This is a genomic window from Pseudanabaena sp. PCC 9330 (assembly GCF_055795045.1).
This window is the reverse complement of sequence record NZ_JAYFES010000066.1, coordinates 37,497-59,567: the sequence shown is the minus strand read 5'-3', so window position 1 is coordinate 59,567 and position 22,071 is coordinate 37,497. Positions and strand designations below refer to the sequence as shown.

Below are 22,071 nucleotides of genomic sequence, written 5' to 3'. Positions count from 1 at the left end.
GATAGAGGGCTTGATCCCAGAGGCGGTTTTTGTCATAGTGCAAACCAAGCAGCGATCCCCGGCTTCTTCTCGATGTCCGCCAGGTTGGCATTGAGGGTCTGGCGATTTCCGATCTGCCCGGCCTGTCACCAAAGATGGGGATCGCTGGCAGGCCCGGTGGAACTACCCCAGTTACGCTGCCACCGGCTTTGGTTCTATGTTGTCTTTTCCTAAGCTTGTTTTTCTCTAAGTGGTCTTTCTATTCAGGAGAATGCTCTATGTCATCCCCTCGCCCGCCCTTGGAAGAAATGACCCTGCGGCAGCTCCGCAAGGTGGCCAGTGAGTATGAAGTGTCTCGCTACAGCCGCATGCGTAAGACCGAGCTGATCGCCGCCATTCAAGCTATTGACGCCAAGCGCGGGGTAATGCAGCCCGCGCCTGCGCCAGCTATGGCTGGGGTGAGTGCTGGGCCTACCCCTGGCTACACAGCCCCGCCCCCAGTTAAGGTTTTGGCCACCGTAGACGAAGGTCTGGCCGACCTCCCCAGTGGCTACGGAGAAAGCCGCATTGTGCTCATGCCTCGCGATCCCCAGTGGGCCTACTGCTATTGGGATATCCCCCACACCCACAAAGATGAGCTGCGGCGGCAGGGCGGGTCGCGGTTGGCCCTACGCTTCTACGATGTCACCGATATCGATTTTCTGCGCCAAACGCCCCACAGTTTGCAGCAGTATGAGTGCGACGAGATGGCGCGGGAGTGGTATCTACCAATTCCGGTGAGCGATCGCGACTATGTGGCCGAGATTGGCTACCTCACAGGCGATGGCCGCTGGCTGGTGCTGGCGCGATCGCTGCCTGTTCACATTCCTCCGGTCTACCCCTCCGACTGGGTCGAAGATCATTTCGTCACCGTCGATTGGCAGGCTGACCTGCGCGGCAAGACTGTGGCGACTCTCAAGCACCCCAGCCAGCGCGCCGCCGAAAGCGTCAATGGCATCTACGACAAGCTCTACACCATGACCGAGGCCACCGAGGCGATGCGAGTGGCAGGGTCGCTGTTTGGCTCCATGCAGCATGTGCCAGGTTCCCACGTACCTGGTTCTATGGCCCCCGAAAAGGCTGTTAGCTCCTACGTGTTTCCTTCGGGAGCGGGGCTGTGGGCTGTGCCCGGAGCCATTCCTGGAGCCGCAGTTCCCACCATGTCGGGCATTGGGTCTGTGGGCGCACTGACCATGTCGGGTGCGGGGCTAACCATGTCTGGGGCTGGGTTGACCATGTCTGGGGCTGGGTTCTCGGCCTCGGCACCACCCATTCGCCCCCGCAAGTTTTGGTTGATTGCCGACGCTGAGCTGATTGTCTACGGGGCTACCGAGCCCGACGCCACCGTCACCATTGGCGGCCAGCCGATCAAGCTCAACTCCGACGGCACCTTCCGGTTCCAAATGTCGTTCCAAGATGGCAATATTGACTATCCAATCATGGCGGTAGCGGCCGATGGTGAGCAAACTCGCTCCATCCACATGACCTTCGATCGCGCTACCCCCTCGCGCCGCACCAACACCAGTGACGAAGCGGTGTTGGAGTGGCTGCCCTAGGCTGCCCGATTGCTTAACGGCAGAATCACAAGTTAAGGAGTGCCTCTGATGGCGCTCCTTTTTTTGCCTTTTTTTTCAAATAATGGGACAACTCCCCGCATAGAATGGGGTGTTGCTGCCTTTGCTGGCTAGCGCAGACTTTAGCCCATAAAAACCCTAAAAAAAATCCTACGCTGTGAAATTATTTCTATTCCATACTCCCGAAGAAGTGCCTGAACAGGGTGTGCCCGACTGTGCGATCGCCATTGACGTGCTGCGCGCCACCACCACCATGGCGGCGGCGCTGGCGGCGGGGGCCGAGGCGATTCAGGTGTTTAGCGACATTGACGACCTGCTGACCACCAGCGCCGCCTGGCCAGCCGACCAGCGCCTGCGAGCGGGCGAAAGGGGCGGCGGCATGGTTGAGGGCTGCGACCTGGGCAATTCACCCCTCGATCACTCTCCCGAGCGATCGGGGGGCAAGCGCTTGTTTATGAGCACCACCAACGGCACCCGCTGCCTCAAGCGCATTGAGCACGCCCCCACGGTGATCACCGCCGCCCTCACCACCCGCCAGGCCGTAGTCAATTTTCTTTTAGTTCACAACCCAGAAACCGTTTGGGTTGTGGGCTCGGGCTGGGAGGGCACCTATTCCTTAGAAGACACTGTCTGCGCCGGAGCCATCATCCACGGCATCATTGCCGCCACCGGGCAGACATTTAAAGACCTAGCGGGAAATGACGCCGCGATCGCCGCCGTCAGCCTCTACCTGCAATGGCAAGATCAGCTGCTCGACCTATTGCACTACGCCAGTCACGGCCAGCGGCTGCTGCGCCTCGACAACGAAGCCGACCTCAAATATTGCGCCCAGCTTGACGTGCTCAACATCGTGCCCCGCCAGCACGAAGTCGGGGTGCTGGGGCTTTGAGTCTCAGGCATGTGCCCCGGAGCGGGGCATTGCTGCACGTTGGCGGAGCCTCGCCCTGGGGTTCTGCGTGGTGAGGCAGACCACGATAGCAACAGCTAGTACCAAATCCTCCTTGGCTACCCCTGATTCAGCCGGGCAAACAACCGTTTGCCCCTACGGTTTGGCCTTTTGGGAATCGGGGTTATGGGACTCGGATTTGGTGCCAAAAGCAAAGGATGCAGGCCGTTGAAGCTTTGCTGACGATGCTAGAGGCAACTGTTCGGCAGGCTTGAAAAAACCTTTACAGAGGGCTTATTTGTTCTTTACGTCGATCCGCTTATATTGGCTACGAGCCGCAAGGCTTTTATAAGGGACGTACTATACTGAAACCTCTAAAAAACCAGGGTCTCCAGCTTTCGGGCTGGGGGCCTTAGTTTTTTGGAGCGCCATTCGTTTCGCCCGATGGCACGAGGCGAAACGAGTGTCGTAGGCTGTAACCCTAGATTGGGTGATTCGTGACCTTGGGAACATGCCTGTCAGTTCCGTAGCCACAGGAATCGGGCTGAAGGAGCTGGCTTTCGAGTAAATTTGCACTGGCGCGGGCATGCCAGATGATCGCTACTATCCGGGTGAATATTCCAGGCTAAGGGGAGTTTTGGTTGGAGTCAGTTTTAGGCCAGTCGGATGATTGAGAATAGAGTCTGAGCGTTGGGAGAGAGGAAAAAGCTGTGCAGCGGTTAATGGTTGAGCCGAGCCAGGTGGAGCGTGACCATCTGCACCTCAGTGACTCTCAGCAGCACTACCTCTATCGAGTACTGCGGCTGGGGCCAGGGCAGCAGTTTGTGGCCCTTGACGGAGAAGGACAGCGGTGGATTGCTACGCTGTCTCCTGAGCCTCATCTGGCGGCCCTGGTGCCCACCGTCACTGATTTTGAGAGGGGACAGCCCCCCATTACTCTGGCGATCGCCCTGCCCAAGGGCAACGGCTTTGACGAGGTCGTGCGCCAGACCACAGAGCTGGGGGTGAGCACCCTACAGCCGGTGATCAGCGATCGCACCCTTTCCCAGCCCAACCCCAAAAAGCTAGAGCGCTGGCAGCGTATCGCCGCTGAAGCCACCGAACAGTCGGAGCGCCTGCTGCTGCCTAAAATTTTGGCCCCGCTACCTTGGCGTGACTACCTCAAGCAAACCGGGGACGGCAACCAGTGGATCTGTGTGGCACGGGGAGATGCACCCCACCTGCTGGCGGCAGCCCAGGCCAGCGATCCATCGCTGCCCACCACGGTGGCCACTGGGCCTGAGGGGGGGTGGACTGAGGCTGAGGTAGCAGGGGCGATCGCCGCCGGGTTTCGGCCCGTTTCCCTAGGGGCCCATATTCTCAGGGCTGTGACAGCGCCTCTGGCGGCTATTACCCTCGTCACTGCCGCCCAGGCTCAAAAAATCTAAAGACTTCTAAAGTCGTCTTCGGAGTCATTCTCAATAGGTAGAATTTATTGCAAATGCGTGACTAGATTCGCTACTATTCTCATTAACGACGAGTTATTGGAAATCTAGCGGAGAGGAACCACGCTGTGGCGGCTTACACTCCATCAGCCCTAAAAGCCGAACTCAACGAGCGCGGTTGGCGCATGACTCCCCAGCGAGAGACCATGCTCAAAACCTTCCAAAATCTGCCTGAGAGCACCCACCTGAGCGCTGAAGACCTCTGCGAACTGCTGGAGAAAGAGGGAGAACCGATTAGCCTGTCTACCATCTATCGCAACCTCAAGCTGATGGCCCGCATGGGCATCTTGCGCGAGCTAGAGCTAGCCGAGGGCCAAAAGCGCTACGAGATTAACCAGCCCGCACCCCACCACCACCACCACCTGATCTGCGTGCGGTGCAACAAAACCATTGAGTTTAAAAACGACTCGGTGCTCAAGGTAGGGGCTAAAACCGCCGATCGCTCGGGCTACCACATTCTCGACTGCCAGCTGTTAATTCACGGCATCTGCCCGACCTGCCAGCGATCGATCGTGCCGATCTAGGGCATTCTGGGTGTCTGGCGTAGGGGCGAACGGCGATCGCCCCCATTCCGCATCCTGGGTATAGAGATTTTGTCTGGTGTGACTCCGCAGGGCAAACAACCGTTTGCCCCTACAGCACTTCGTGGGTATATTTGTGCTGCTTGACGTTGTCGTTTTTCGAGATTTTGCGCTGGCTGTTGAGCACCCGCTTGCGCTCGGTGGAGTGGTTGAGATCGCGCTTGACGGTGCCCACGGGCACCAGATTAACCGCCTCGGGCCGCGATTGGTACGTGCGGGCAGCGGCCTGCAAACGCTCTTCATAGTCGGCACAGGCCTGGGCCGGGGCAGCGGCGATCTCGGCCAGGTTGAGAGCCTGGGCCTGGGCCAGGGTGGCCCCGCAGATGGCGGTGTAGGAGGTAGGAATGCCCTGGAGCACTGACTGGAGGTAGGCGGAGGGAACCGGCTCAAGTACCTGAATTTCGAGGGTTTCGCCCTCATGGCGCAGGTAGCAGGTGGCCAGCCCCACTACCACATAGCTGTCGGCGGGCAGGGTGCTGGCTGGGGTCTGAGGTGCGGTTTGAACCATAGTTATTGAGTCAAGATTAGGGCGTTGCTCGCTGTGTTGAAACGAGCCTTGGTCAGCGTTGATGTCCCCCAGCTCTCGCCATAGAAATCTAATCAAGTCCCCCTTTCACAAGAGGGCAGAGGGGATCCTAAGGGGAATTCGCCTTTGAATTCTAACTTTCTGGGCTGGGGGGGCTGCGATCGCGCCCCCAAACCGTCACAAAACACAACCTCTGGTTACGGATGGGCCGTGTGCCAATCCTGCGCCTGCTGCTGAATGGCATCCAGTTCGTCCTGATCCATCCTGTCCAAGTTCTTCAAAATGAAGCTCATGCGGCCCTGGGCTTGCAGCTTGTCGCGGTGGCGATGGAGAAAATCCCAGTAAAAGAAGTTAAACGGGCAGGCGTCTTCCCCAGTGCGCGCTTTGAGGCTATAACGGCAGCCCTTGCAGTAGTCGCTCATTTTGTTCACGTAGTTGGCCGACGAGGCATAGGGCTTAGAGGCCAGCAGCCCGCCGTCGGCAAACAGCCCCATGCCAATCACATTGGTCTGCATCACCCAGTCGTAGGCATCGATAAACACCGCGTGAAACCAGTTTTCAACTGCCTGGGGAGTAAACCCGGCAATCAGCGAAAAATTGCTGAGAATCATCAGCCGCTGAATGTGGTGGGCGTAGCCGGTGCGGTGGATCTGGTCGATTACCTGGTGCAGGCAGTTCATCTCGACCTCGCCAGTCCAAAAAAACTCGGGCAGCGGCTGCTGGTGGTCAAACCAGTTGCGCTGGGCATAGTTGGCATCAAAGTGGCTGTATAAACCGCGCATATACTCGCGCCAGCCCATCACCTGGCGAATAAAGCCCTCTACGCTGTTGAGCGGCAGGTCGCGATCGGCGAAGGCCTCCTCCGCCCGCTCGATCACCTCTAAGGGATGCAGTAAGCCCAGGTTTAAGTAAGGCGACAGCAGGGCGTGCCACATGGTGTCTTCGCCCGTGACCATGGCGTCTTGGTAAGGGCCAAAGGTTTCCAGACGCTCTGCAATGAACACATCTAATACTTGCAGCGCCTGCTCCCGCGTGACCGCCCAGTAAAATGGAGCAACGCCTCCAAAGGTAGGAATTTCCAGATCCTCCACCTTGTCCATCACCGCCTCGGTGGTGGCATCAGGCTCAAACCATTGGGGAGCAGGGGTATTGAGCTTGCCCTTGGGCGATTTGCGGTTGTCCTTGTCGAAGTTCCACTGGCCGCCGATGGGGTCTTTGCCCTCCATCAGCACATCAAAGCGCTTGCGGCCTTCGCGATAAAAGCTCTCCATCAGCAGGCCCTTGCGCTGGTCGGCCCAGGTGTTGAAGTCGGCGGTGCTCCAGAGAAAGAGGTTGTTGTCGAGCGTGGTTAGCTCACAGGGCAGATCAAGCTCCTGGAGCCAGGCGGTGAAGGGATGATCCACCGGGTCCATAAGCCGTAGCTCGGTGATGTCTTGAGCATCAATCCAATCGCGCAGGGCAGTTTCGGTGTCGTCGGTCATGCGGTAGGTCACAGACCACCCGGCATTCTTCAGCTCATCGGCAAAATGGCGCATGGCCGACCACACGAGCACCAGCTTTTGCTTGTGGTAAGGGCGTTCTGCCGCGAATTGAGTGGATTCAACAAAGAGCACCTGGGCATCTTGGCTCTCGCAACTGGCCAAAGCCGCCTGATCGCGCCACAGCTGATTGCCCAGTACCCAAACCCCGATCGCCATGGCGCTGCCCCTACAAACTCACTGTTTGATTGTGGCCCATTATTGAGATGGAGATAACTCATCAGGGTGGGTGCTCATACCAAATCCGAGTCCCATAACCCCGGTTCCCAAAAGGCCAAACCGTAGGGGAAAACGGTTGTTTGCCCAGCTGCATCGGGGGTAGCCAAGGAGGATTTCGTATTAGGCCGATGCTGGCGACAACAATCTTCGGTATTTTTGTCGCCTTCCCAGAGCGCTCTGCGCCTCTACACAGGGATATTGTCTTGCTCAGAAATCTCCTGAGCTTGCGGGTGCAGGTGAACCGTAACCTCCCCCAGGTAGGGAATCTCGGCCTGCAAGTGGGCTTTGACCTGGGCGGCAATCTGATCGGCCTCGGCCACCGACAGCGCTGGCTCTACCCCCAGACTCACCTGGCTGTAGAGCCGATGCCCTGACCACCGTGCTTTCACGGCGCTCACCGCTGCCGCATTCCCTACCCCATGCTCGACCTCGTGGCGCAGACGATGGAGAATCGCCGGATCTACCCCATCTAGCAGACGAGTAAACACCGTCTGGGCCGACTGCCACACCACTTGCAGCAGCACCAGGGTAATGATTAGACCCATCACCGGGTCGGCCCAGGGATAGCCCAGCCCCACACCGATCGCGCTAACCAGCACCGCCAGGCTTACCAAACCGTCGGCCCGAGCGTGGAGCCCATCAGCCACCAGGGCGGCGCTGTTGATCTCGCGCCCTACCCGCAGACGAAACAGCGCCACCAGTTCATTGCCAACAAACCCGACGATCGCCGCCAACCCTAGCGTCCCCAAATGATCCAACGGTTGAGGATGCTGGAGTCGTTCCACAGACTCATAACCGGTGATCAGGGCGCTGAAGAAAATGACCGCCACGATCGCCACCCCGGCCAGATCTTCAGCTCGACCATAGCCGTAGGCAAACCGGGGGCTAGGCTTGGCGCGAGCCAGCAAAAAGGCCACCCCCAAGGGCAGCGAGGTCATGGCGTCGCCCACGTTGTGAATCAGGTCGGCCATCAGGGCCACGCTGCCCGAGAGGGCAAAGACCACCGCCTGGGCGATCGCCGTTGCCGCCAGCCCCACAAACGACCACTTGACCGCCCACAGCCCGCGATCGCTGCTGGCAATTTCGGGATCGATCGCCCCGTGGGTATGCCCATGCCCGTGCCCGTGCTCGTGAGTGTGCCCGTGCTCGTGAGTGTGCCCGTGCTCGGGGATGTGTTCATGCCCATGATGGGGCTCAGCCGGGGTGGGGGACACCACAGGCTCCGACGGCGCAGTTAGGGGAGAAGGCATGATCGGGTGAGGATAGAAGACCTACTAAAGCGCTATGGTATCCGCTGCTATCCACCCCTGCCCATAACTGCCCCTCAAAGCCACCGAAAAGTTCGGCCTCGCCCCCCTGGGCGGGCGGCTATCCACCAAGGAGCAACCTCGGGGTTCCGTGGCACCATAAAGGCATTGCATTCCACCTTGGCCCATGAACCCTTCTCCCCAGGCTTTCTACGACTGGTATAAGCGCACCCTTGAAAATCCTAAATACCGCTGGCTAATGGCTGGTGCCACGCTGCTGTACCTGCTCAGCCCGATCGACATTGCCCCCGACTTCATCCCCATCATCGGCTGGATTGACGATGCCGTGGTGGCCTCTATGTTTATCGGTGCCATGTCGCAGATCGTGCTGTCGGGGCTGACCAACAAGCGCTCGGGGCTGCGATCTGATGCGCCCGATGCCGCCAACACCACCGTCGATGTGGATTTTAACTAGCGGTGCCCTAGCAGTGGCTTACAGCCTGGGGATACAGCCGATTACTGAGACAGAAAAATCCTAAGCGACTCTTCGGCAGATTGATAGTTCTGTTGAATGATTAATCTCCAATCCAACATCCTCTCACACCTACCCCTGCCGATCCCAAGAGGGATATTCAAAAGCCAACCTCTAAAGTTTGAAGCATGCCTGTAAACAAAGACCCTCAACAGCCGCGATCGCGCCAGATTGCCAACATCGTCCTCTGGGCCGCTACTGGCCTATTGCTGCTCAACATTCTCTTTTCTAGCCTGTTTGGCAGCCAGACCGCCCGTGAGCCCTACAGCATGTTCATTCACCGCATCGATGAGCAAGAGGTGGTGCGGGCCTCTGTAGGGCAAAACGAGATCCGCTACCAAATCAAAGACCCCGCCACGGGCGAGCCTGGCGATGTCTATACCACCACTCCGATTTTTGACCTACAACTACCCCAGCGGCTAGAAGATAACGGCGTCGAGTTTGCCGCCGTGCCGCCGCCCAAGGGTCAGTGGTTTGGCAGTCTGTTGAGCTGGGTGATTCCACCGCTGATTTTCATTGCTGTGTGGCGATTCTTTTTAGCCCGCAACGGCGGTGGCCCCCAGGGGGCGCTCTCTATCGGCAAGAGCAAGGCCAAGGTCTACGTTGAAGGCGACGCAGGCAAAATCACCTTCGACGATGTGGCCGGGGTCGAAGAGGCCAAAGCCGAACTGGTAGAGGTAGTCGATTTTCTCAAGACGCCTAAGCGCTTCACCGACCTAGGGGCCAAAATTCCCAAGGGTGTGCTGCTGATCGGCCCTCCCGGCACCGGCAAAACCCTGATGGCCAAGGCCGTTGCGGGCGAAGCGGGCGTTCCCTTCTTTAGTATCTCCGGTTCTGAATTTGTCGAACTGTTCGTGGGCGTTGGTTCCTCCCGCGTGCGCGACCTGTTTGATCAGGCGAAGAAACAGTCGCCCTGCATCGTCTTTATTGACGAGCTGGATGCAATCGGCAAGTCGCGCTCTAGCAGCAGCTTCTACGGCGGCAACGACGAGCGCGAGCAGACTCTCAACCAGCTGCTCACCGAGATGGATGGCTTCGAGGCAGGCGACACCACCGTGATCGTGCTCGCCGCCACTAACCGACCTGAAACCCTCGACCCGGCACTGCTGCGCCCCGGTCGCTTTGACCGCCAGGTGCTAGTCGATCGCCCCGATCTCAAGGGCCGCGAAGCTATTCTCAACATTCACGCCAAGGATGTGAAGCTGGCCGACACCGTCGACCTCAAGACCACCGCCACCCGCACCCCAGGCTTTGCCGGGGCCGATTTGGCCAACTTGGTCAACGAAGCCGCCCTGCTGGCCGCCCGGCGCAACAGCAGTGTTGTAGAGCAAGAAGACTTTAGCGAGGCGATCGAGCGGGTGGTGGCGGGTCTAGAGAAAAAAAGCCGCGTGCTCAACGACAAAGAGAAGAAAATTGTCGCCTACCACGAAGTCGGCCATGCCCTGGTGGGAGCGATGATGCCCGGCACCGACGAGGTCGAAAAAATTTCTATCGTGCCGCGCGGCATGGCGGCGTTGGGTTACACCCTGCAACTGCCGACCGAAGATCGCTTTCTGCGGGATGAGGCAGAGCTAAAGGGACAAATTGCCACGCTGCTGGGCGGGCGATCGGCAGAAGAAGTTGTCTTTGGCAGCATCACCACCGGAGCCTCCAACGACCTCCAGCGGGCCACTGACCTGGCCGAGCAAATGGTCACCACCTACGGCATGAGCCAGGTGCTGGGGCCGTTGGCCTACGATCGCGGCCAACGCAACGCCTTTCTCGACAACGGCATGCCCAGCGCCCGCCGCCCCATCAGCGAAGAGACCGCCCGGGCCATTGATGAAGAGGTCAAATCTCTGGTTGAAGCGGGCCACCAGCGCGCCCTCAGCATTCTCAAACAAAACCGAGAATTGCTCGAAACCTTGGCCCAGCAGCTGATGGAAACCGAGGTGATCGAAGGTGAACCCCTGCGAAACCAGCTTAAGCAGGTGCAAGACCCCGATCGGGTCATCTAGATCACCAGGACATACCTTCAGTAATAATGCCTACGTGGTCAAGGCCCCCAGCATCGATCAGCTAGCGTGGGGCCTCGACTGCGTAGGCGAAGGGCACCTCTCGCAGGTGGCCGGTGTAGACCAGCGCTCGATGCAGCATGGCCGCCACCTCAGCTCGGGTGGCCGTCTGATTGGGGGCAAGCAGGCCGCGGTCAGGATAGTTGACCACTAGGCCAGCCTCCGTGGCGGCTACCAGTTGACGAATCGCCCAGGGGGGCACCTGATCTTGGTCACTGTAGATAGCCAGTACCGGGGCAGTACCGCGGCTCGACTTGAGCATAAGCCCATTGGCCAGGGCCACAATCACCTGAATGCGCGTCACAGCCTGATCGGGTAAAAACTCGCCCTTGGCGTCAACCGTGAGAAACCCCATCCGCACTGACTTGGCCACACTGGCATAGGCCCAGTGGTCAGCACCTAAGTCTGGGTAAGCGGTTGCCGACGGCGGCTCTCGATTGAGGGGAAAGTCAAACAGCTGCGCTAGCTGGGCGGCAAACTCGGCTCGGGTCATGGGCGCAGTCGGGCGAAATGCCCCATCGGGAAAGCCCAACACCAGGCCACGTTGGGCTAGGTCTGCCAGTATGGGCCAGGCCCAGTGGTTGAGATCTATATCTGTAAACTCTTGCCCCTCAACGAGGGGCAGCTCAGGCCAAGCTTCGCCAGGGGGCAGGGGTTGGGGCAGCGTCGGCAGCGGCACTGTCAAAAGAGTTTGTGGTTCTGCCGCTGGTTTCCAGAGGTGAGCTAGCCCTCTCCATCCAGGGCTGGAGGTGGGCGGGGTCGACAGCAGCCGTGCGGTGGTGTCAGCCACCCGATCGCGATGCCCCGTCCATGCGGCTAGCGTGCTACCCGCCGCGATCGCCAGCAGAGCGAGGGAAGCTAGGTACAATGGGCGCGATCTGGAGAAGGATTTAGCGCTGGCTCGCAACCAAGCCAAGCGGCGAAGGGGCAACGACATTGAGGACAGGTGGGCAGCGACTGCTACACTAACATGAGTAGGAATGTCATATTGACTGAGCTTGCCTACTATGATAAGTCTTGCTTGGGCTGAGGCTATAGAATTTCACTCACTGGTTTGGAGCAATGGTTAAGGGGAGACAACAACAGCTAGGCACCATCGCTGCGATCGCCGCCGCCTTTACTGGGTTAGTTGCCATCGGCTATGGCCAACGCTCCAGCAGCATGGCTCAGGCTACCCATGGCAGTGGGGCCACCCCCGCCCTCAGCCAAAAAACAGCCTACTACACTCCTCAGGCCAGGGTGCTGCTTAACGGCGTACTCGCCCCCCTCAGCTCCCTGCGGGTAATGCAGCGGGCCATTGCTCAGGCGCCAGGGGCCGATGTCGAGGCGGTTCCTACCCTCGCCCTATTGGCCTCTCCTCTCAAAACTACTGGCCTTGGCCCCATCCGCATCGGTATGGAGCTAGACGACCTCGAAGCCAAAGGGCTAATCCCCATTCCCATCGACAATGCTGGCACTGGCGAGTGCCAGTTTTATCGCATCAAAGACCACGGTGAACCCATCGGCCTGATGGCCATCAACGGCACAGTGCTCCGCATAGACGTGTGGCCAGGCAGCTTCACCAATACCCGCAGCGGTATTCGCATCGGCTCTACAGAACGCGACCTGGTGCAAGCCTACGGCCAGCAGCTCGAAGCCACCTCAAACCCCGTCACCCTGGGTAAAACCGTGGTGTTCACTCCCAGAGACCCGGGCGAAGACATGTTTCGCCTGGTGTTTGAAACCGACGACCAGGGCCGAGTTACCCAATTCCGAGCTGGGCAGTTTCCGTCGGTGACCTGGGCCGAGGGCTGCCTCTAGCCCCACACCAACGTGCGGCTCAAGCCTGCTCGTCGCAGCCCAGATCTTGAGCCAAGGAGAACTCCGTAAAAGAAGATAGCCCTCCCGAGGGCTCAGGCTCTGAGCCCTCGGGAGGGCTTAGAATCCCTGGGTGTTTTCTTGGTCAGAACTGTTCCAAGACGTCTCCCTAGGCCCGCCACTTTAAAAGCTGGGTCTTCACAGGCGTAACAAACTCTCGATCTTCTTCCTGGGAGCGTTGATACTCTTTCTTGAGTTGGTAGTACCAGCGGGCCAGGGTGTCAGAATCTTTAATTAAGCGCAGCACCGACTCGTGCTTGAGCCCTTCTTGCTGCTTAATCACAACATCTCGATCTTGGCCGAGAAACGATCGAATCAGCGGCGGCAAAATAGGCTTCAGCAGACCACCCCAGGGAAGATCCCAGTACAGCTCAAAGGTGACGTCGGTTTGGTCGTCGGTAAGGGGCGTGACGGTGGTGAGGTTGACTACTCGGTGTTTGGCCGTGGTGGTCTCTTCAGTGCGAACGCCGGGAAGGTAGAAGACAATCTCGTTGTCGGGCACCCCCCCAATTAACCAGTAGCCATAGCCCATGGTTTCACCCATGCGATGCTTGCGCATGGTGAAACCGTAGGTCGATGGGTCAAACCACTTGATCTCGTCGTTGAGGGTAGCCCCCCGCCACCACCAAGACCGATGGACAAAGGGCGAATGAGCCGGATCCATTAGCCCCACTACAGCATGGTCAAGGTAGCAGGGAAAGCGCATCGTATAGGTCAGAGCGGGCCGCGCATCGTCGCTAAAGCCCGGTACCCGAGGCACGTCAAACCTGGGGGGTTGAGGTCGTGCCGGGTCGGCCATGTAGACCCAGATATTACCCTGCACCTCTTTGACGTCGTAAGACCGCACGTCAAACCGACTCAGATCCATTCGCTGCTCGGGCATTAGCGACGGAATCTGAGTGCATTTGCCATTTTCATTAAATCGCCAGCCGTGGTAACAACACTCTATCTCGGCTCCATCAAAGCGCCCGCAGCTGAGGGGCACCGCCCGGTGGGGGCAGATATCTCGAATGGCAAAGGCTTTACCCTCGTCGGTACGGCCAAAGAGAATGGGCTCGTTGAGCAGGGTTTTGGCAACCATCTTACCTACCTTCAGCTCGTGGCTGGGCAGGGCATGATACCAAATATTGCGCAGCAGGTAGATGTCGTTAACGGCGACCACAGGCTTTCAGCTGACTCCAACTGTAAGAGCATCCAATACTCTAGCAGAGGAAGGGTAGGGGGAATGTCTCGCGCTAGGCCAAGCCTAAAACGACGGCAGCGAGATACCGTCTAGACCGTCTTGCTCGAGGGTTGGTAGCTCTAGCCGCTGACTGCGGCGGGTGCGCATAGCCAGGCGATAGCTGACGCTCTGAAGCTCGGCCTGGAGCTGACGATTTTCGCGCTGAATTTCGGCCACCCGCTGCTTTACGGCATCCATGCGCTCGGCAAACTTCTGGCGGTAGACCGTGGGCAATTCTTGCACCACCTGCTCTAACATGCGGGTGCGATCGGTTAATTCCTGCACCGTTTGCCGGAGCTGAAGCACTTCTCCATCACGATCTTCGAGCTGCCCCTGATAAAAGTCGATCTGCTTTTCTACAGCGTGAAGCTGGTCGCGCAGGGCAGTCATTTCTGCCTGGTGCTGCTCAGAAACCTCAGGGCTGGGCACAAAACCGGCGTTGCCTTTAACCAGCCGAAATAGCTCCTGGGAAAGCTGCTGCACCAGCTGATCACGGATGGCCAGCTCTGCCTCTAGCCGGACGATCTCAGCCTGGTGCTCGTTCATGTCTGTATATGAAGACTGTGTCACAAGACTACTCCCACACCAAAATTCAATTTACTGCCCCGATGCCCCAAATACTTTATACCTAGGCACCTAACCAGGCAGAACAACGTAAATGTTAGCCCTAAAAGCTTAAGTGCAGCTAAGTTATAGCACCTGCTGAGAAAAGTGGCACATCTAAAATTGATGATGCGATAAACCGCTGGCCTGCCCAACCCAAAGGTCAGACAGGCCAGCGGTTGTCAAAGAAAAAAGTTCTATTCTTCTTCGCTAGCTGTCGCCGCGACGGCGACGGGCTCAGCGGCTTCCTCGACCTCGGCGGGCAGGGGTTCGTCGGACTCCTGCTTGACGGTCAAGAACCGAATGACTTCATCGCTGAGGCGCATGGCGCGCTCTAGGGGGGCGATCGCAGAGCCCGGACTGGTGTAGTTCATCTGAATATAGATGCCTTCTCGGTGGCGATCGATCTCGTAAGCCAGGCGGCGCTTGCCCCGGTGCTGGGTCTCTAAAATCGAGGCCCCCTGATCCTTGAGCATAGTCTGATATTTGCCAATGGTGGCATCAATAGTCTCATCGTTGAGATCGGGCCGCAAAATGTACATGGTTTCGTACATGTAGGCTTTCATAAAAACTCCTTGTGGACATAGTGGCCTTTGGCAGCCAAAAATGGGCATCAGTTAAGCATTGATGGCAGTCGCTGCCACTCACTCACCTACACCCTAGGTACTGGCGCAAAGACAAGGATCTACAATCATACCAAGAATTGGCAGGCCCAGAGTTAGAAAATTAAGAGTTAGAAAATTATGGCGCAACGCTACGTTAGGGTTCAGGCTCAAACCGGACAGCTACACTACGGACTGCTACTGCCCGATCGCAGCGTCCAAGTGCTAGATGCCCCTCCCTGGCTCCAGGGACAGCCCACGAACCTAGAGTTGGCCTCCACCAGCTACGTGCTGCTAGCCCCCTGTGCTCCGTCAAAGGTGGTGGCCGTAGGCAAAAATTACCCTGACCACGCCGCCGAGATGGATACCAGTACACCGCCTGAGCCGCTGCTGTTTATCAAACCCTCTACGGCGGTCACAGCGGCAGGGGCACCCATCTACTACCCTCCCCAGGCCGCCCAAGTTGACTATGAAGGCGAACTGGCGGTGGTAATAGGCGATCGCTGTGCCCATGTGCCCTTAGCAGAGGCTCGAACAAAAATCTGGGGCTACACGATTGCCAACGATGTCACCGCCCGCGACCTGCAAAAAAAAGATGGCCAGTGGACTAGGGCGAAAGGCTTCGACACTTTTTGCCCCCTCGGCCCGTGGATCGTGAGGGAGCTAGGCCCTGGTGCTAGACTTCAGACCTTTCTTAACGACCAGGCCGCCCCAGTGCAGTCTGTCGTCGTTGAAGATATGACCTACAGCCCTGACTACTTAGTGGCCTATATCAGCAAGATTATGACCCTGCTGCCCGGCGACGTCATCTTGACGGGTACCCCCAGAGGGGTGGGGCCGATTGTAGTGGGCGATCGCATCAGGGTAGAGATCGAGGGCATCGGCGTCTTAGAAAACTCGGTAGATCTACGACCTACATTGCCAGCATAGCTTCGGGATCTAGCGAACCTGCATATGCACCGCTTCAGAAATCGTCGGAATTTCAGCGTAGAGGCCCCGAAAGGTCTGCACTAGAGAGAAGCCCACGGAGAGCAGCATCCCCAAGAACAGCACATTGGCCAGCGTGCTCGACAGCAGCGCCCCAAACACGCTGGGGTCAAGCAGACTGAGAATGAGGCCGCACACCGCCAGAATAATGCTCAGCAAAATCGCCTGCATGGTGTTGAAGCGGATAAATCGGCTGATATTTTCGTTGCGCACCACCAGCAAAATCAGCGCAAAAAACACGATTAACCCAAAAAACGGAATAGTGCGCTCTAGACCAGCGTAAAGGGTGATCAGGGGGGATAGGGGCAGCAGTAAAAACCCAAACACCGGAAACTGGCTAATCAGCTGAAAGCCATAGGGCAGACCAGCGGTAATGGGCAAGACGTAGGGCAGAGCCGCAAAAATGCGATCCAAAATAGTGGGGTTAGGAGAGCTGCTCCAGGTCATAAGTTTCTCCGGGCGATCGGCCAAGGGCTACAGCCTTACCATATCGCAATTTTTGAATTTGCCAGTTTTCATCCCCCCAGCGCCCGTACCGCCAGCCCCACCAGCATCAGCACTAGCCTACAAAATCTCCAGCCTTAGCCTACCGACCGAGTCATGCCAAATCCGAGTCACACAACCCAGGCTTAAAACCGACACCCCTTAAGGAGCATTGCAGCACAATGCCTCTACAAGCCGGGGGTAGACCAACAGGATTTAGTACGAAGCTCAAAATCTAGCTTATATCAGCTACTCGAAAGCCCATCTGACACTCAAACTGAGCCGGCTGAGCCTGGTCTAGGCTAGCCACCTGGTGACCGCAGCGTAGAGTGCCCTGCTGCCACCGGGGCTGACCATGTCGATCGGCCATCAAGCAACTACAGCACACCGCCTGGGGTGAGATGAGTTGGTTATCGGTCATTATTACCAACATACTGGCCACCTCCCTGGGTCAGGATTACCTGACCTGACCATCCTTAATCTCTTAATCTTAGGATGCCCTAGGGAAGATGCTGTGTGCTGGCATACGCAATCAAACGCAAGCTATATCTATTCCTTAGCCTTGCTGACCTCCCGAGACTCGGCTTTGGCCGCACCACTGCCCTTGCGCTTTTTAGGCATAGGAGTACCACCCCCCTCAGGCTCGCTGCTGTGGTGCTCCCGCTGCCAGGCGGGCACCGTCTTGTCGTAGGCCATTTGCAGGGCTGCCGCCGCTACGGTGCGCAGGTCATATTCTTCGCTAAGCTGCGAAACGATGGGCAAAAACGACGCCAGTCGCTCGCTAGTGATGGCTTCACGCACCTGACTGCGCAGGCGTTCTAGGTTGCGGGCCGCGATCTCTGCTCGGGTAGGAATTTTCACCAGGGTCATGGGCTGCTTGGTGTGGCGCTCAATCTGGCGCAGCTTGTATTTTTCTAGGGGCGTGACCAGAGAAATTGCCACCCCTTTCTTGCCCGCTCGCCCAGTGCGGCCAATGCGATGCACATAGCTTTCCATGGCGTCGGGCATATCGAAGTTGATCACGTGGGTGAGGTCATCGACATGCAAGCCCCGAGCGGCGATGTCGGTAGCCACCACCAGCTTCACCTGCTGCTGGCGGAAGCGCAGCATCAGCCGCTCCCGCTGGGACTGGCTGAGGTCGCCGTGGTACTCATCGACGCTATAGCCCGCCGCCTGGAGCTGGCGGGTGAGGTCGCCCGCTGTACGGCGAGTGCGCACAAAGATAATCGCGGTTTCGGGGTCTTCAAGTTCCAAAATTGGCTGGAGGGCGCGCACTTTAGTCCAGCCTCGGGGCACGATATAGCTCACCTGCTGAATCTGCTTGGGCGACGCCTTGGGCGATTGCACGGTCACAGTGACCGGAGACTGGAGAAACTTGGTGGCCAGCTCGCGAATGGCGGGAGCCATGGTAGCAGAGAAAAAGGCGGTCTGACGATTACCGGGAGCCTTGCTAAGAATCTTTTCGACGTCTTGGATGAAGCCCATGTTGAGCATCTCATCAGCTTCATCAAGCACCAGCCAGCCCAGGCTTTGGAGGTTAAGGCTGCCCCGATTGAGCATGTCGAGCACGCGCCCAGGGGTGCCCACCACAATCTGAGTACCGCGCCGCAGCTGCTCTTGCTGGCGATCGATCGACTGACCACCGTAGATGGCCAGTACTTTGGGGCGACCGTCGATCCGAAAACCACGCATGGCCTGGCACACCTGAATAGCCAGCTCACGGGTGGGGGTGAGTACCAGCACCTGCACAGCGGGGTTGCTGGCATCGAGTTGCTCCATCAGAGGCAGAGCAAAGGCGGCGGTTTTGCCGGTGCCGGTTTGGGCCTGGCCAATCAGATCGCGCCCTGAAAGCAGGTGAGGAATAGCCTCCGCCTGAATGGCTGTGGGTTCTGCGTAGCCCATATCTTCTAGGTGCTTGACGCGGGCTTCAGACAACCCCAGACTGGCAAACGATAAGGTCATGGTGATTCCTCGGGACGGTGGACAATGGGACGGCGTAAACCTCAGCAGGCTGAAATGCGAAGGGGCAAAAACTCAGCAGGCTAAAAACTTAGGGGGAGACAATCGGCGAGTTACTTAAAGATCAGTGGGCCAGACTCAGAGCAGACTCGGTCGAGGGCACGACAGCCAATTCGCCAAACAAGTCATAGGTGTCAGCAGCGGTAATGGTCACAGGCACGATTTGATTTAGGGGGGCGGTGCCAGTGACGTAGACGAGACCATCTACCTCGGGGGCAAAGCGGGCCGATCGCCCGATCGCCATGCCCTGGGAGGGGTTTTCTTGTTCGATCAGCACATCGACGGTGCGGCCAATGTGGGCACGGTTGTGCTCCCAGGCGATGGGCTGTTGGGCCAGCATGAGGGCTTCACGGCGGCGATCGCGCTCTGCGACCGGCACCGGGTTGGGCAGACTGTAGGCAGGAGTGCCCTCCTCAGGGGAGAAGCCAAACACGCCGACATGGTCAAACTGATGGCGCTCAACAAAGGCCAGCAGGTGCTCAAATTGAGCCTCGGTCTCGCCAGGGAAACCCACAATAAACGTGGTTCGCAGCACGGCCTCGGGCAGAGCGTCTTTTATCCGATAAATCACATCGTCGTTGACCTGCCCCTGCCAAGGGCGGTTCATCGCCCGCAGTACCTCGGGATGAGAGTGCTGGAGGGGTAAATCTAGGTAGGGCAAAACGTTGGGGGTTTCGCGAATGGCGTCGATCACCGCAGAGGTAAGCCCGGTGGGGTAGGCATAGTGCATCCGCACCCAGGGAACATCGACCTCGCCCAAAGCCCGCAACAGCTCGGCGAGGCGGGGCTTGCCGTAGATGTCCATGCCGTAGTTGGTGGTGATCTGGGAGATCAGCACCAACTCTTGCACCCCTTCGCTGGCCAACTGGTGGGCTTCGGCCACGATCGACTCAATGGGGCGCGATCGCTGGTTACCCCGCAGGTGGGGAATAATGCAAAAAGCGCAGCGGTAGTCGCAGCCCTCAGCTACCCGCAGGTAGGCCACGCTGGAAGCCGTAGTGCGGTACCGGGGTACGGTTTCATCGGCAATGTAGGTGGGCTCGGGTGAGACAATCTTTACCCGTTCGCCCGCTTCGGCCCGCTCGATCACTTCGACGATGCGGTTGTAGTCGCCAGTACCTACCAGAGCTACAGCCTCAGGGATTTCTTCGAGCAGCTCGTTTTGAAAGTGCTGGGCTAGACAGCCGGTGATCACCACTTTCTTTTGGGCGGCAGCCAGCTCAACGAGAGTGCGCACTGACTCCTCTCGCGCTTCTTCGATAAAGCTACAGGTGTTAACCACCACGTAGTCGGCTAGCTCTTCGTTGGCGTCGACCTGATAGCCCGCCTGCACCAGCAGGCCCAGCATATGCTCAGTATCAACTCGATTTTTTTCGCAGCCCAAATGATTGAACGCGACCGTTGGCTTTAGCCCCATGGTGTCCTTATCTCTCAGTGCTTAGGCATCCATCAATCCTGTGTTGACGAATTGCCCAGCAAAATCTTTGTGCAATGGCACCAGGGGGCAATACAAATTAACACTCATAAATAATACATCACAAAAGCCTAGGGTGTCCCAATTGGCGTCCCAGGGATTGATATGCTGATAGGGTGGATTGGGCCTGAATGCGCTGTGGCAGGCTAGGCCCAATCTTCTGTAGTTCTGTACGTTAGGCGAGTCCAGGCAAAACAACGTGGACTTAATCGAAGTCTTTAACACCCGTAACCCGGTGATAGGGGTATTGCACCTGCTGCCTCTACCCACCTCTCCCCGCTGGCAGGGCGACCTCCAGGCGGTGATCGCTCGCGCTGAGCAAGAGGCCACGGCTTTGGCCTCAGGCGGTGTACACGGCATCATCGTAGAAAACTTCTTTGATGCGCCCTTTACTAAGGGGCCGGTTGACCCGGCGGTAGTCAGTGCCATGGGCCTGGTAGTGCAGCGGCTGCAAACCCTAGTCACGGTGCCCATTGGGCTCAATGTGCTGCGCAACGATGCTCGCAGCGCCCTGGCGATCGCCACCTGTACCGGCGCAGCCTTTATTCGCGTCAATGTGCTGACTGGGGTGATGGCCACTGACCAGGGGCTGATCGAGGGCTGTGCCCATGATCTGCTGCGCTACCGCCGAGAGCTAGGCAGCTCGGTAAAAATTTTGGCCGATGTGCTGGTCAAGCATGCCCGTCCCCTGGGGTCGCCCAATCTCACCACTGCGGTGCAAGAAACCATTCACCGGGGTATGGCCGACGGCATTATTCTCTCAGGCTGGGCTACGGGTAGCCCCCCCAGCCTCGAAGATCTAGAACTCGCTAAGGCGGCGGCGGGCAGCCACCCCGTCTTTATCGGCAGTGGGGCCGACTGGGAAAACATTGGCACCCTAATGAAAGCCGCCGATGGGGTGATTGTGGCCAGTTCGCTCAAGCGCCAGGGCGATATCAATCAGCCCATCGACCCCATTCGCGTGGGCCAGTTTGTCGAGGCTATGCATGAGAGTTTGACAGCCGCTGAAGACAGCCTCACTCTGCCCTCGATGGTGGCGCCCTAGCTGATTGCTGCGATCGCCAGACTGAGGCACTAATATAGACACTGAAGTAGGCACCGATTGGGCAAGCCGATCTTAGCCCTCGGTGGGTCTGTAGAGTATGGGTCAATTGTTTTGGAAGAGAGGCGGATCATGAGACGTCGTCGTCAGGAAAGCCGTTGGATTTATCGCTGGTCACGCTGGCTGGTAGCCGGTATCGCCTTAGTTGGGGCATTGGGCACCGGCTATCTCACCGTCGGCAAGCTTTTGGGTGGTGGCACCTGTCCCACGGAGGGATGCGATCGCGTGCTCTCTAGCCCCTGGGGCACCGTGTTTGGCCTGCCGCTGACCCTGTTTGGCTTTCTAGCCTACGCCGCCATGGTGACCCTCGCTGTGGCTCCCTTACTGATCAGCACTGACAAAAACAAGCCCCTGCGCCAAAAGCTAGAAGCATGGACCTGGCCCCTGATGTTTATGCTGGCCACCGCCATGGTGGTGTTTAGTGGCTACCTGATGACGGTACTGGCCTTTGAGCTGAGAGAATTTTGTCCCTATTGCGTCGGCTCGGCTCTGTTTGCTCTGTCGATGTTTTTGATCATCCTATTTGGCAAAGGCTGGGATGACTTTGGGCAGCTAGCATTTATGGGCATTATCATCGGCGTCTTGACCGTGACGGCAACCCTGGCTGTCTATGCGCCGATCAATGCCAGCAACAGCTCTGGCAGCGAGGTAGCCGGGCAGGCAGGCCCAGCGATTACCACGGCCTCTGGACCCGCCGAAGTGGCCCTGGCCAAGCACCTCAACGATATTGGCGCGGTCATGTATGCGGCCTGGTGGTGCCCCCACTGCCACGACCAAAAGCAGCTATTTGGTGCCGAAGCCGTCGAAGCACTCAATATCGTAGAGTGCGCTGAAGACGGGCAAAATCCCCAGACCGCCCTCTGCCGATCTAAGCCGCAGATCACGGGCTTCCCCAGTTGGGAGATCAATGGCGAGTTCTACTCTGGCACTCAGAGCCTCCAGCGCCTAGCCGAACTCTCGGGCTACAGCGGCCCGACAGACTTTCGGCGATAAGGGCAAATCCCACACCCTAGCCGTATACCTCTGACTTGTAGGGGCATTTCAGTGCAATGCTCCCTACTAA

At 58.1% G+C, this 22,071-nt stretch carries 21 protein-coding genes; 10 read left to right on the top strand and 11 right to left on the bottom strand.

Annotation, left to right across the window (positions count from 1 at the left end):
- Positions 1-257 precede the first annotated feature (257 nt).
- The 4 genes from AC0QKW_RS04545 (at position 258) to AC0QKW_RS04530 (ending at position 4,486) form a co-directional block, all read left to right on the top strand.
- Positions 258-1,574 (top strand): DUF4912 domain-containing protein, encoded by a 1,317-nt coding sequence (locus tag AC0QKW_RS04545; RefSeq protein WP_473149868.1) that lies wholly within the window; start codon positions 258-260, stop codon positions 1,572-1,574.
- Positions 1,575-1,749: 175 nt separating this feature from the next.
- Positions 1,750-2,481 carry a 2-phosphosulfolactate phosphatase family protein gene (locus AC0QKW_RS04540; RefSeq protein ID WP_473149867.1) on the top strand — a complete coding sequence of 244 codons (732 nt, stop codon included), beginning with the start codon at positions 1,750-1,752 and terminating at the stop codon, positions 2,479-2,481.
- 707 nt (positions 2,482-3,188) lie between these two features.
- Positions 3,189-3,905, top strand: a complete 717-nt coding sequence (locus AC0QKW_RS04535; RefSeq protein WP_473149866.1) for a 16S rRNA (uracil(1498)-N(3))-methyltransferase — start codon at positions 3,189-3,191, stop codon at positions 3,903-3,905.
- 125 nt (positions 3,906-4,030) lie between these two features.
- A complete protein-coding gene (locus AC0QKW_RS04530; protein WP_035985320.1) occupies positions 4,031-4,486 on the top strand; it encodes a Fur family transcriptional regulator in 456 nt (151 codons plus the stop codon).
- A gap of 109 nt (positions 4,487-4,595) precedes the next feature.
- On the opposite strand, the gene AC0QKW_RS04525 is transcribed toward AC0QKW_RS04530, so the two are convergent.
- The 3 genes from AC0QKW_RS04525 to AC0QKW_RS04515 form a co-directional block, all read right to left on the bottom strand.
- Positions 4,596-5,051, bottom strand: a complete 456-nt coding sequence (locus AC0QKW_RS04525) for a hypothetical protein (protein ID WP_473149865.1) — start codon at positions 5,049-5,051, stop codon at positions 4,596-4,598.
- Positions 5,052-5,266: 215 nt separating this feature from the next.
- Positions 5,267-6,766 (bottom strand): cryptochrome/photolyase family protein, encoded by a 1,500-nt coding sequence (locus AC0QKW_RS04520; RefSeq protein WP_473149864.1) that lies wholly within the window; start codon positions 6,764-6,766, stop codon positions 5,267-5,269.
- 245 nt (positions 6,767-7,011) lie between these two features.
- Positions 7,012-8,076, bottom strand: coding sequence for a cation diffusion facilitator family transporter (locus tag AC0QKW_RS04515; protein WP_473149863.1), 1,065 nt, complete (start codon positions 8,074-8,076; stop codon positions 7,012-7,014).
- Positions 8,077-8,260: 184 nt separating this feature from the next.
- Between AC0QKW_RS04515 and AC0QKW_RS04510 the strand changes: the two genes are divergently transcribed.
- Together AC0QKW_RS04510 and ftsH are read left to right on the top strand one after the other, a co-directional pair.
- The gene (locus AC0QKW_RS04510; protein ID WP_473149862.1) at positions 8,261-8,548 is read left to right on the top strand and encodes a YkvA family protein; all 288 of its coding nucleotides are present in this window, start codon (positions 8,261-8,263) and stop codon (positions 8,546-8,548) included.
- 185 nt (positions 8,549-8,733) lie between these two features.
- The gene (ftsH, locus tag AC0QKW_RS04505) at positions 8,734-10,602 is read left to right on the top strand and encodes an ATP-dependent zinc metalloprotease FtsH (protein ID WP_473149861.1); all 1,869 of its coding nucleotides are present in this window, start codon (positions 8,734-8,736) and stop codon (positions 10,600-10,602) included.
- Between the two features lie 61 nt (positions 10,603-10,663).
- On the opposite strand, the gene AC0QKW_RS04500 is transcribed toward ftsH, so the two are convergent.
- Entirely contained in the window at positions 10,664-11,527 is an 864-nt protein-coding gene (locus AC0QKW_RS04500; protein WP_473149860.1) for an S-layer homology domain-containing protein, read from the bottom strand.
- A gap of 194 nt (positions 11,528-11,721) precedes the next feature.
- Between AC0QKW_RS04500 and AC0QKW_RS04495 the strand changes: the two genes are divergently transcribed.
- Positions 11,722-12,459, top strand: coding sequence for a hypothetical protein (locus tag AC0QKW_RS04495; RefSeq protein ID WP_473149859.1), 738 nt, complete (start codon positions 11,722-11,724; stop codon positions 12,457-12,459).
- 166 nt (positions 12,460-12,625) lie between these two features.
- Here the strand turns inward: AC0QKW_RS04495 and AC0QKW_RS04490 are convergent, their stop codons facing one another.
- The 3 genes from AC0QKW_RS04490 to rpsF form a co-directional block, all read right to left on the bottom strand.
- Positions 12,626-13,678: a Rieske 2Fe-2S domain-containing protein gene (locus tag AC0QKW_RS04490; RefSeq protein WP_473149858.1), complete on the bottom strand. Its 1,053-nt coding sequence runs from the start codon at positions 13,676-13,678 to the stop codon at positions 12,626-12,628.
- Between the two features lie 84 nt (positions 13,679-13,762).
- Positions 13,763-14,308, bottom strand: a complete 546-nt coding sequence (locus AC0QKW_RS04485) for an Npun_F5560 family protein (protein ID WP_473149857.1) — start codon at positions 14,306-14,308, stop codon at positions 13,763-13,765.
- Between the two features lie 230 nt (positions 14,309-14,538).
- Positions 14,539-14,907: a 30S ribosomal protein S6 gene (gene rpsF, locus AC0QKW_RS04480; RefSeq protein ID WP_473149856.1), complete on the bottom strand. Its 369-nt coding sequence runs from the start codon at positions 14,905-14,907 to the stop codon at positions 14,539-14,541.
- A gap of 177 nt (positions 14,908-15,084) precedes the next feature.
- On the opposite strand from rpsF, the gene AC0QKW_RS04475 reads away from it, so the two are divergent.
- Complete coding sequence (locus tag AC0QKW_RS04475; protein ID WP_473149855.1) at positions 15,085-15,873, top strand: fumarylacetoacetate hydrolase family protein; 789 nt, start codon at positions 15,085-15,087, stop codon at positions 15,871-15,873.
- Positions 15,874-15,882: 9 nt separating this feature from the next.
- Here the strand turns inward: AC0QKW_RS04475 and AC0QKW_RS04470 are convergent, their stop codons facing one another.
- The 4 genes from AC0QKW_RS04470 to rimO form a co-directional block, all read right to left on the bottom strand.
- Complete coding sequence (locus AC0QKW_RS04470; protein ID WP_473149854.1) at positions 15,883-16,377, bottom strand: Tic20 family protein; 495 nt, start codon at positions 16,375-16,377, stop codon at positions 15,883-15,885.
- Positions 16,378-16,648: 271 nt separating this feature from the next.
- Positions 16,649-16,846 carry a hypothetical protein gene (locus AC0QKW_RS04465; RefSeq protein WP_473149853.1) on the bottom strand — a complete coding sequence of 66 codons (198 nt, stop codon included), beginning with the start codon at positions 16,844-16,846 and terminating at the stop codon, positions 16,649-16,651.
- A gap of 116 nt (positions 16,847-16,962) precedes the next feature.
- A complete protein-coding gene (locus tag AC0QKW_RS04460) occupies positions 16,963-18,375 on the bottom strand; it encodes a DEAD/DEAH box helicase (RefSeq protein WP_473149852.1) in 1,413 nt (470 codons plus the stop codon).
- A 121-nt stretch (positions 18,376-18,496) separates the two neighbouring features.
- Complete coding sequence (gene rimO / locus AC0QKW_RS04455) at positions 18,497-19,849, bottom strand: 30S ribosomal protein S12 methylthiotransferase RimO (RefSeq protein ID WP_473149851.1); 1,353 nt, start codon at positions 19,847-19,849, stop codon at positions 18,497-18,499.
- Between the two features lie 256 nt (positions 19,850-20,105).
- On the opposite strand from rimO, the gene btpA reads away from it, so the two are divergent.
- Both btpA and AC0QKW_RS04445 read left to right on the top strand, forming a co-directional pair.
- Positions 20,106-20,951, top strand: coding sequence for a photosystem I biogenesis protein BtpA (btpA, locus tag AC0QKW_RS04450; RefSeq protein ID WP_473149850.1), 846 nt, complete (start codon positions 20,106-20,108; stop codon positions 20,949-20,951).
- Between the two features lie 129 nt (positions 20,952-21,080).
- On the top strand, positions 21,081-22,001 hold the full coding sequence (locus tag AC0QKW_RS04445) for a vitamin K epoxide reductase family protein (RefSeq protein WP_473149849.1): 921 nt from the start codon (positions 21,081-21,083) through the stop codon (positions 21,999-22,001).
- The last annotated feature ends 70 nt before the right edge of the window (positions 22,002-22,071 follow it).

Coding starts and splice junctions, on each gene's coding strand:
- AC0QKW_RS04545 (WP_473149868.1), top strand. CDS start 258: ATGTCATCCCCTCGCCCGCCCTTGGAAGAAATGACCCTGCGGCAGCTC.
- AC0QKW_RS04525 (WP_473149865.1), bottom strand. CDS start 5,051: ATGGTTCAAACCGCACCTCAGACCCCAGCCAGCACCCTGCCCGCCGAC.
- AC0QKW_RS04520 (WP_473149864.1), bottom strand. CDS start 6,766: ATGGCGATCGGGGTTTGGGTACTGGGCAATCAGCTGTGGCGCGATCAG.
- AC0QKW_RS04515 (WP_473149863.1), bottom strand. CDS start 8,076: ATGCCTTCTCCCCTAACTGCGCCGTCGGAGCCTGTGGTGTCCCCCACC.
- AC0QKW_RS04510 (WP_473149862.1), top strand. CDS start 8,261: ATGAACCCTTCTCCCCAGGCTTTCTACGACTGGTATAAGCGCACCCTT.
- ftsH (WP_473149861.1), top strand. CDS start 8,734: ATGCCTGTAAACAAAGACCCTCAACAGCCGCGATCGCGCCAGATTGCC.
- AC0QKW_RS04495 (WP_473149859.1), top strand. CDS start 11,722: ATGGTTAAGGGGAGACAACAACAGCTAGGCACCATCGCTGCGATCGCC.
- rpsF (WP_473149856.1), bottom strand. CDS start 14,907: ATGAAAGCCTACATGTACGAAACCATGTACATTTTGCGGCCCGATCTC.
- AC0QKW_RS04475 (WP_473149855.1), top strand. CDS start 15,085: ATGGCGCAACGCTACGTTAGGGTTCAGGCTCAAACCGGACAGCTACAC.
- AC0QKW_RS04470 (WP_473149854.1), bottom strand. CDS start 16,377: ATGACCTGGAGCAGCTCTCCTAACCCCACTATTTTGGATCGCATTTTT.
- AC0QKW_RS04465 (WP_473149853.1), bottom strand. CDS start 16,846: ATGTTGGTAATAATGACCGATAACCAACTCATCTCACCCCAGGCGGTG.
- AC0QKW_RS04460 (WP_473149852.1), bottom strand. CDS start 18,375: ATGACCTTATCGTTTGCCAGTCTGGGGTTGTCTGAAGCCCGCGTCAAG.
- rimO (WP_473149851.1), bottom strand. CDS start 19,849: ATGGGGCTAAAGCCAACGGTCGCGTTCAATCATTTGGGCTGCGAAAAA.
- AC0QKW_RS04445 (WP_473149849.1), top strand. CDS start 21,081: ATGAGACGTCGTCGTCAGGAAAGCCGTTGGATTTATCGCTGGTCACGC.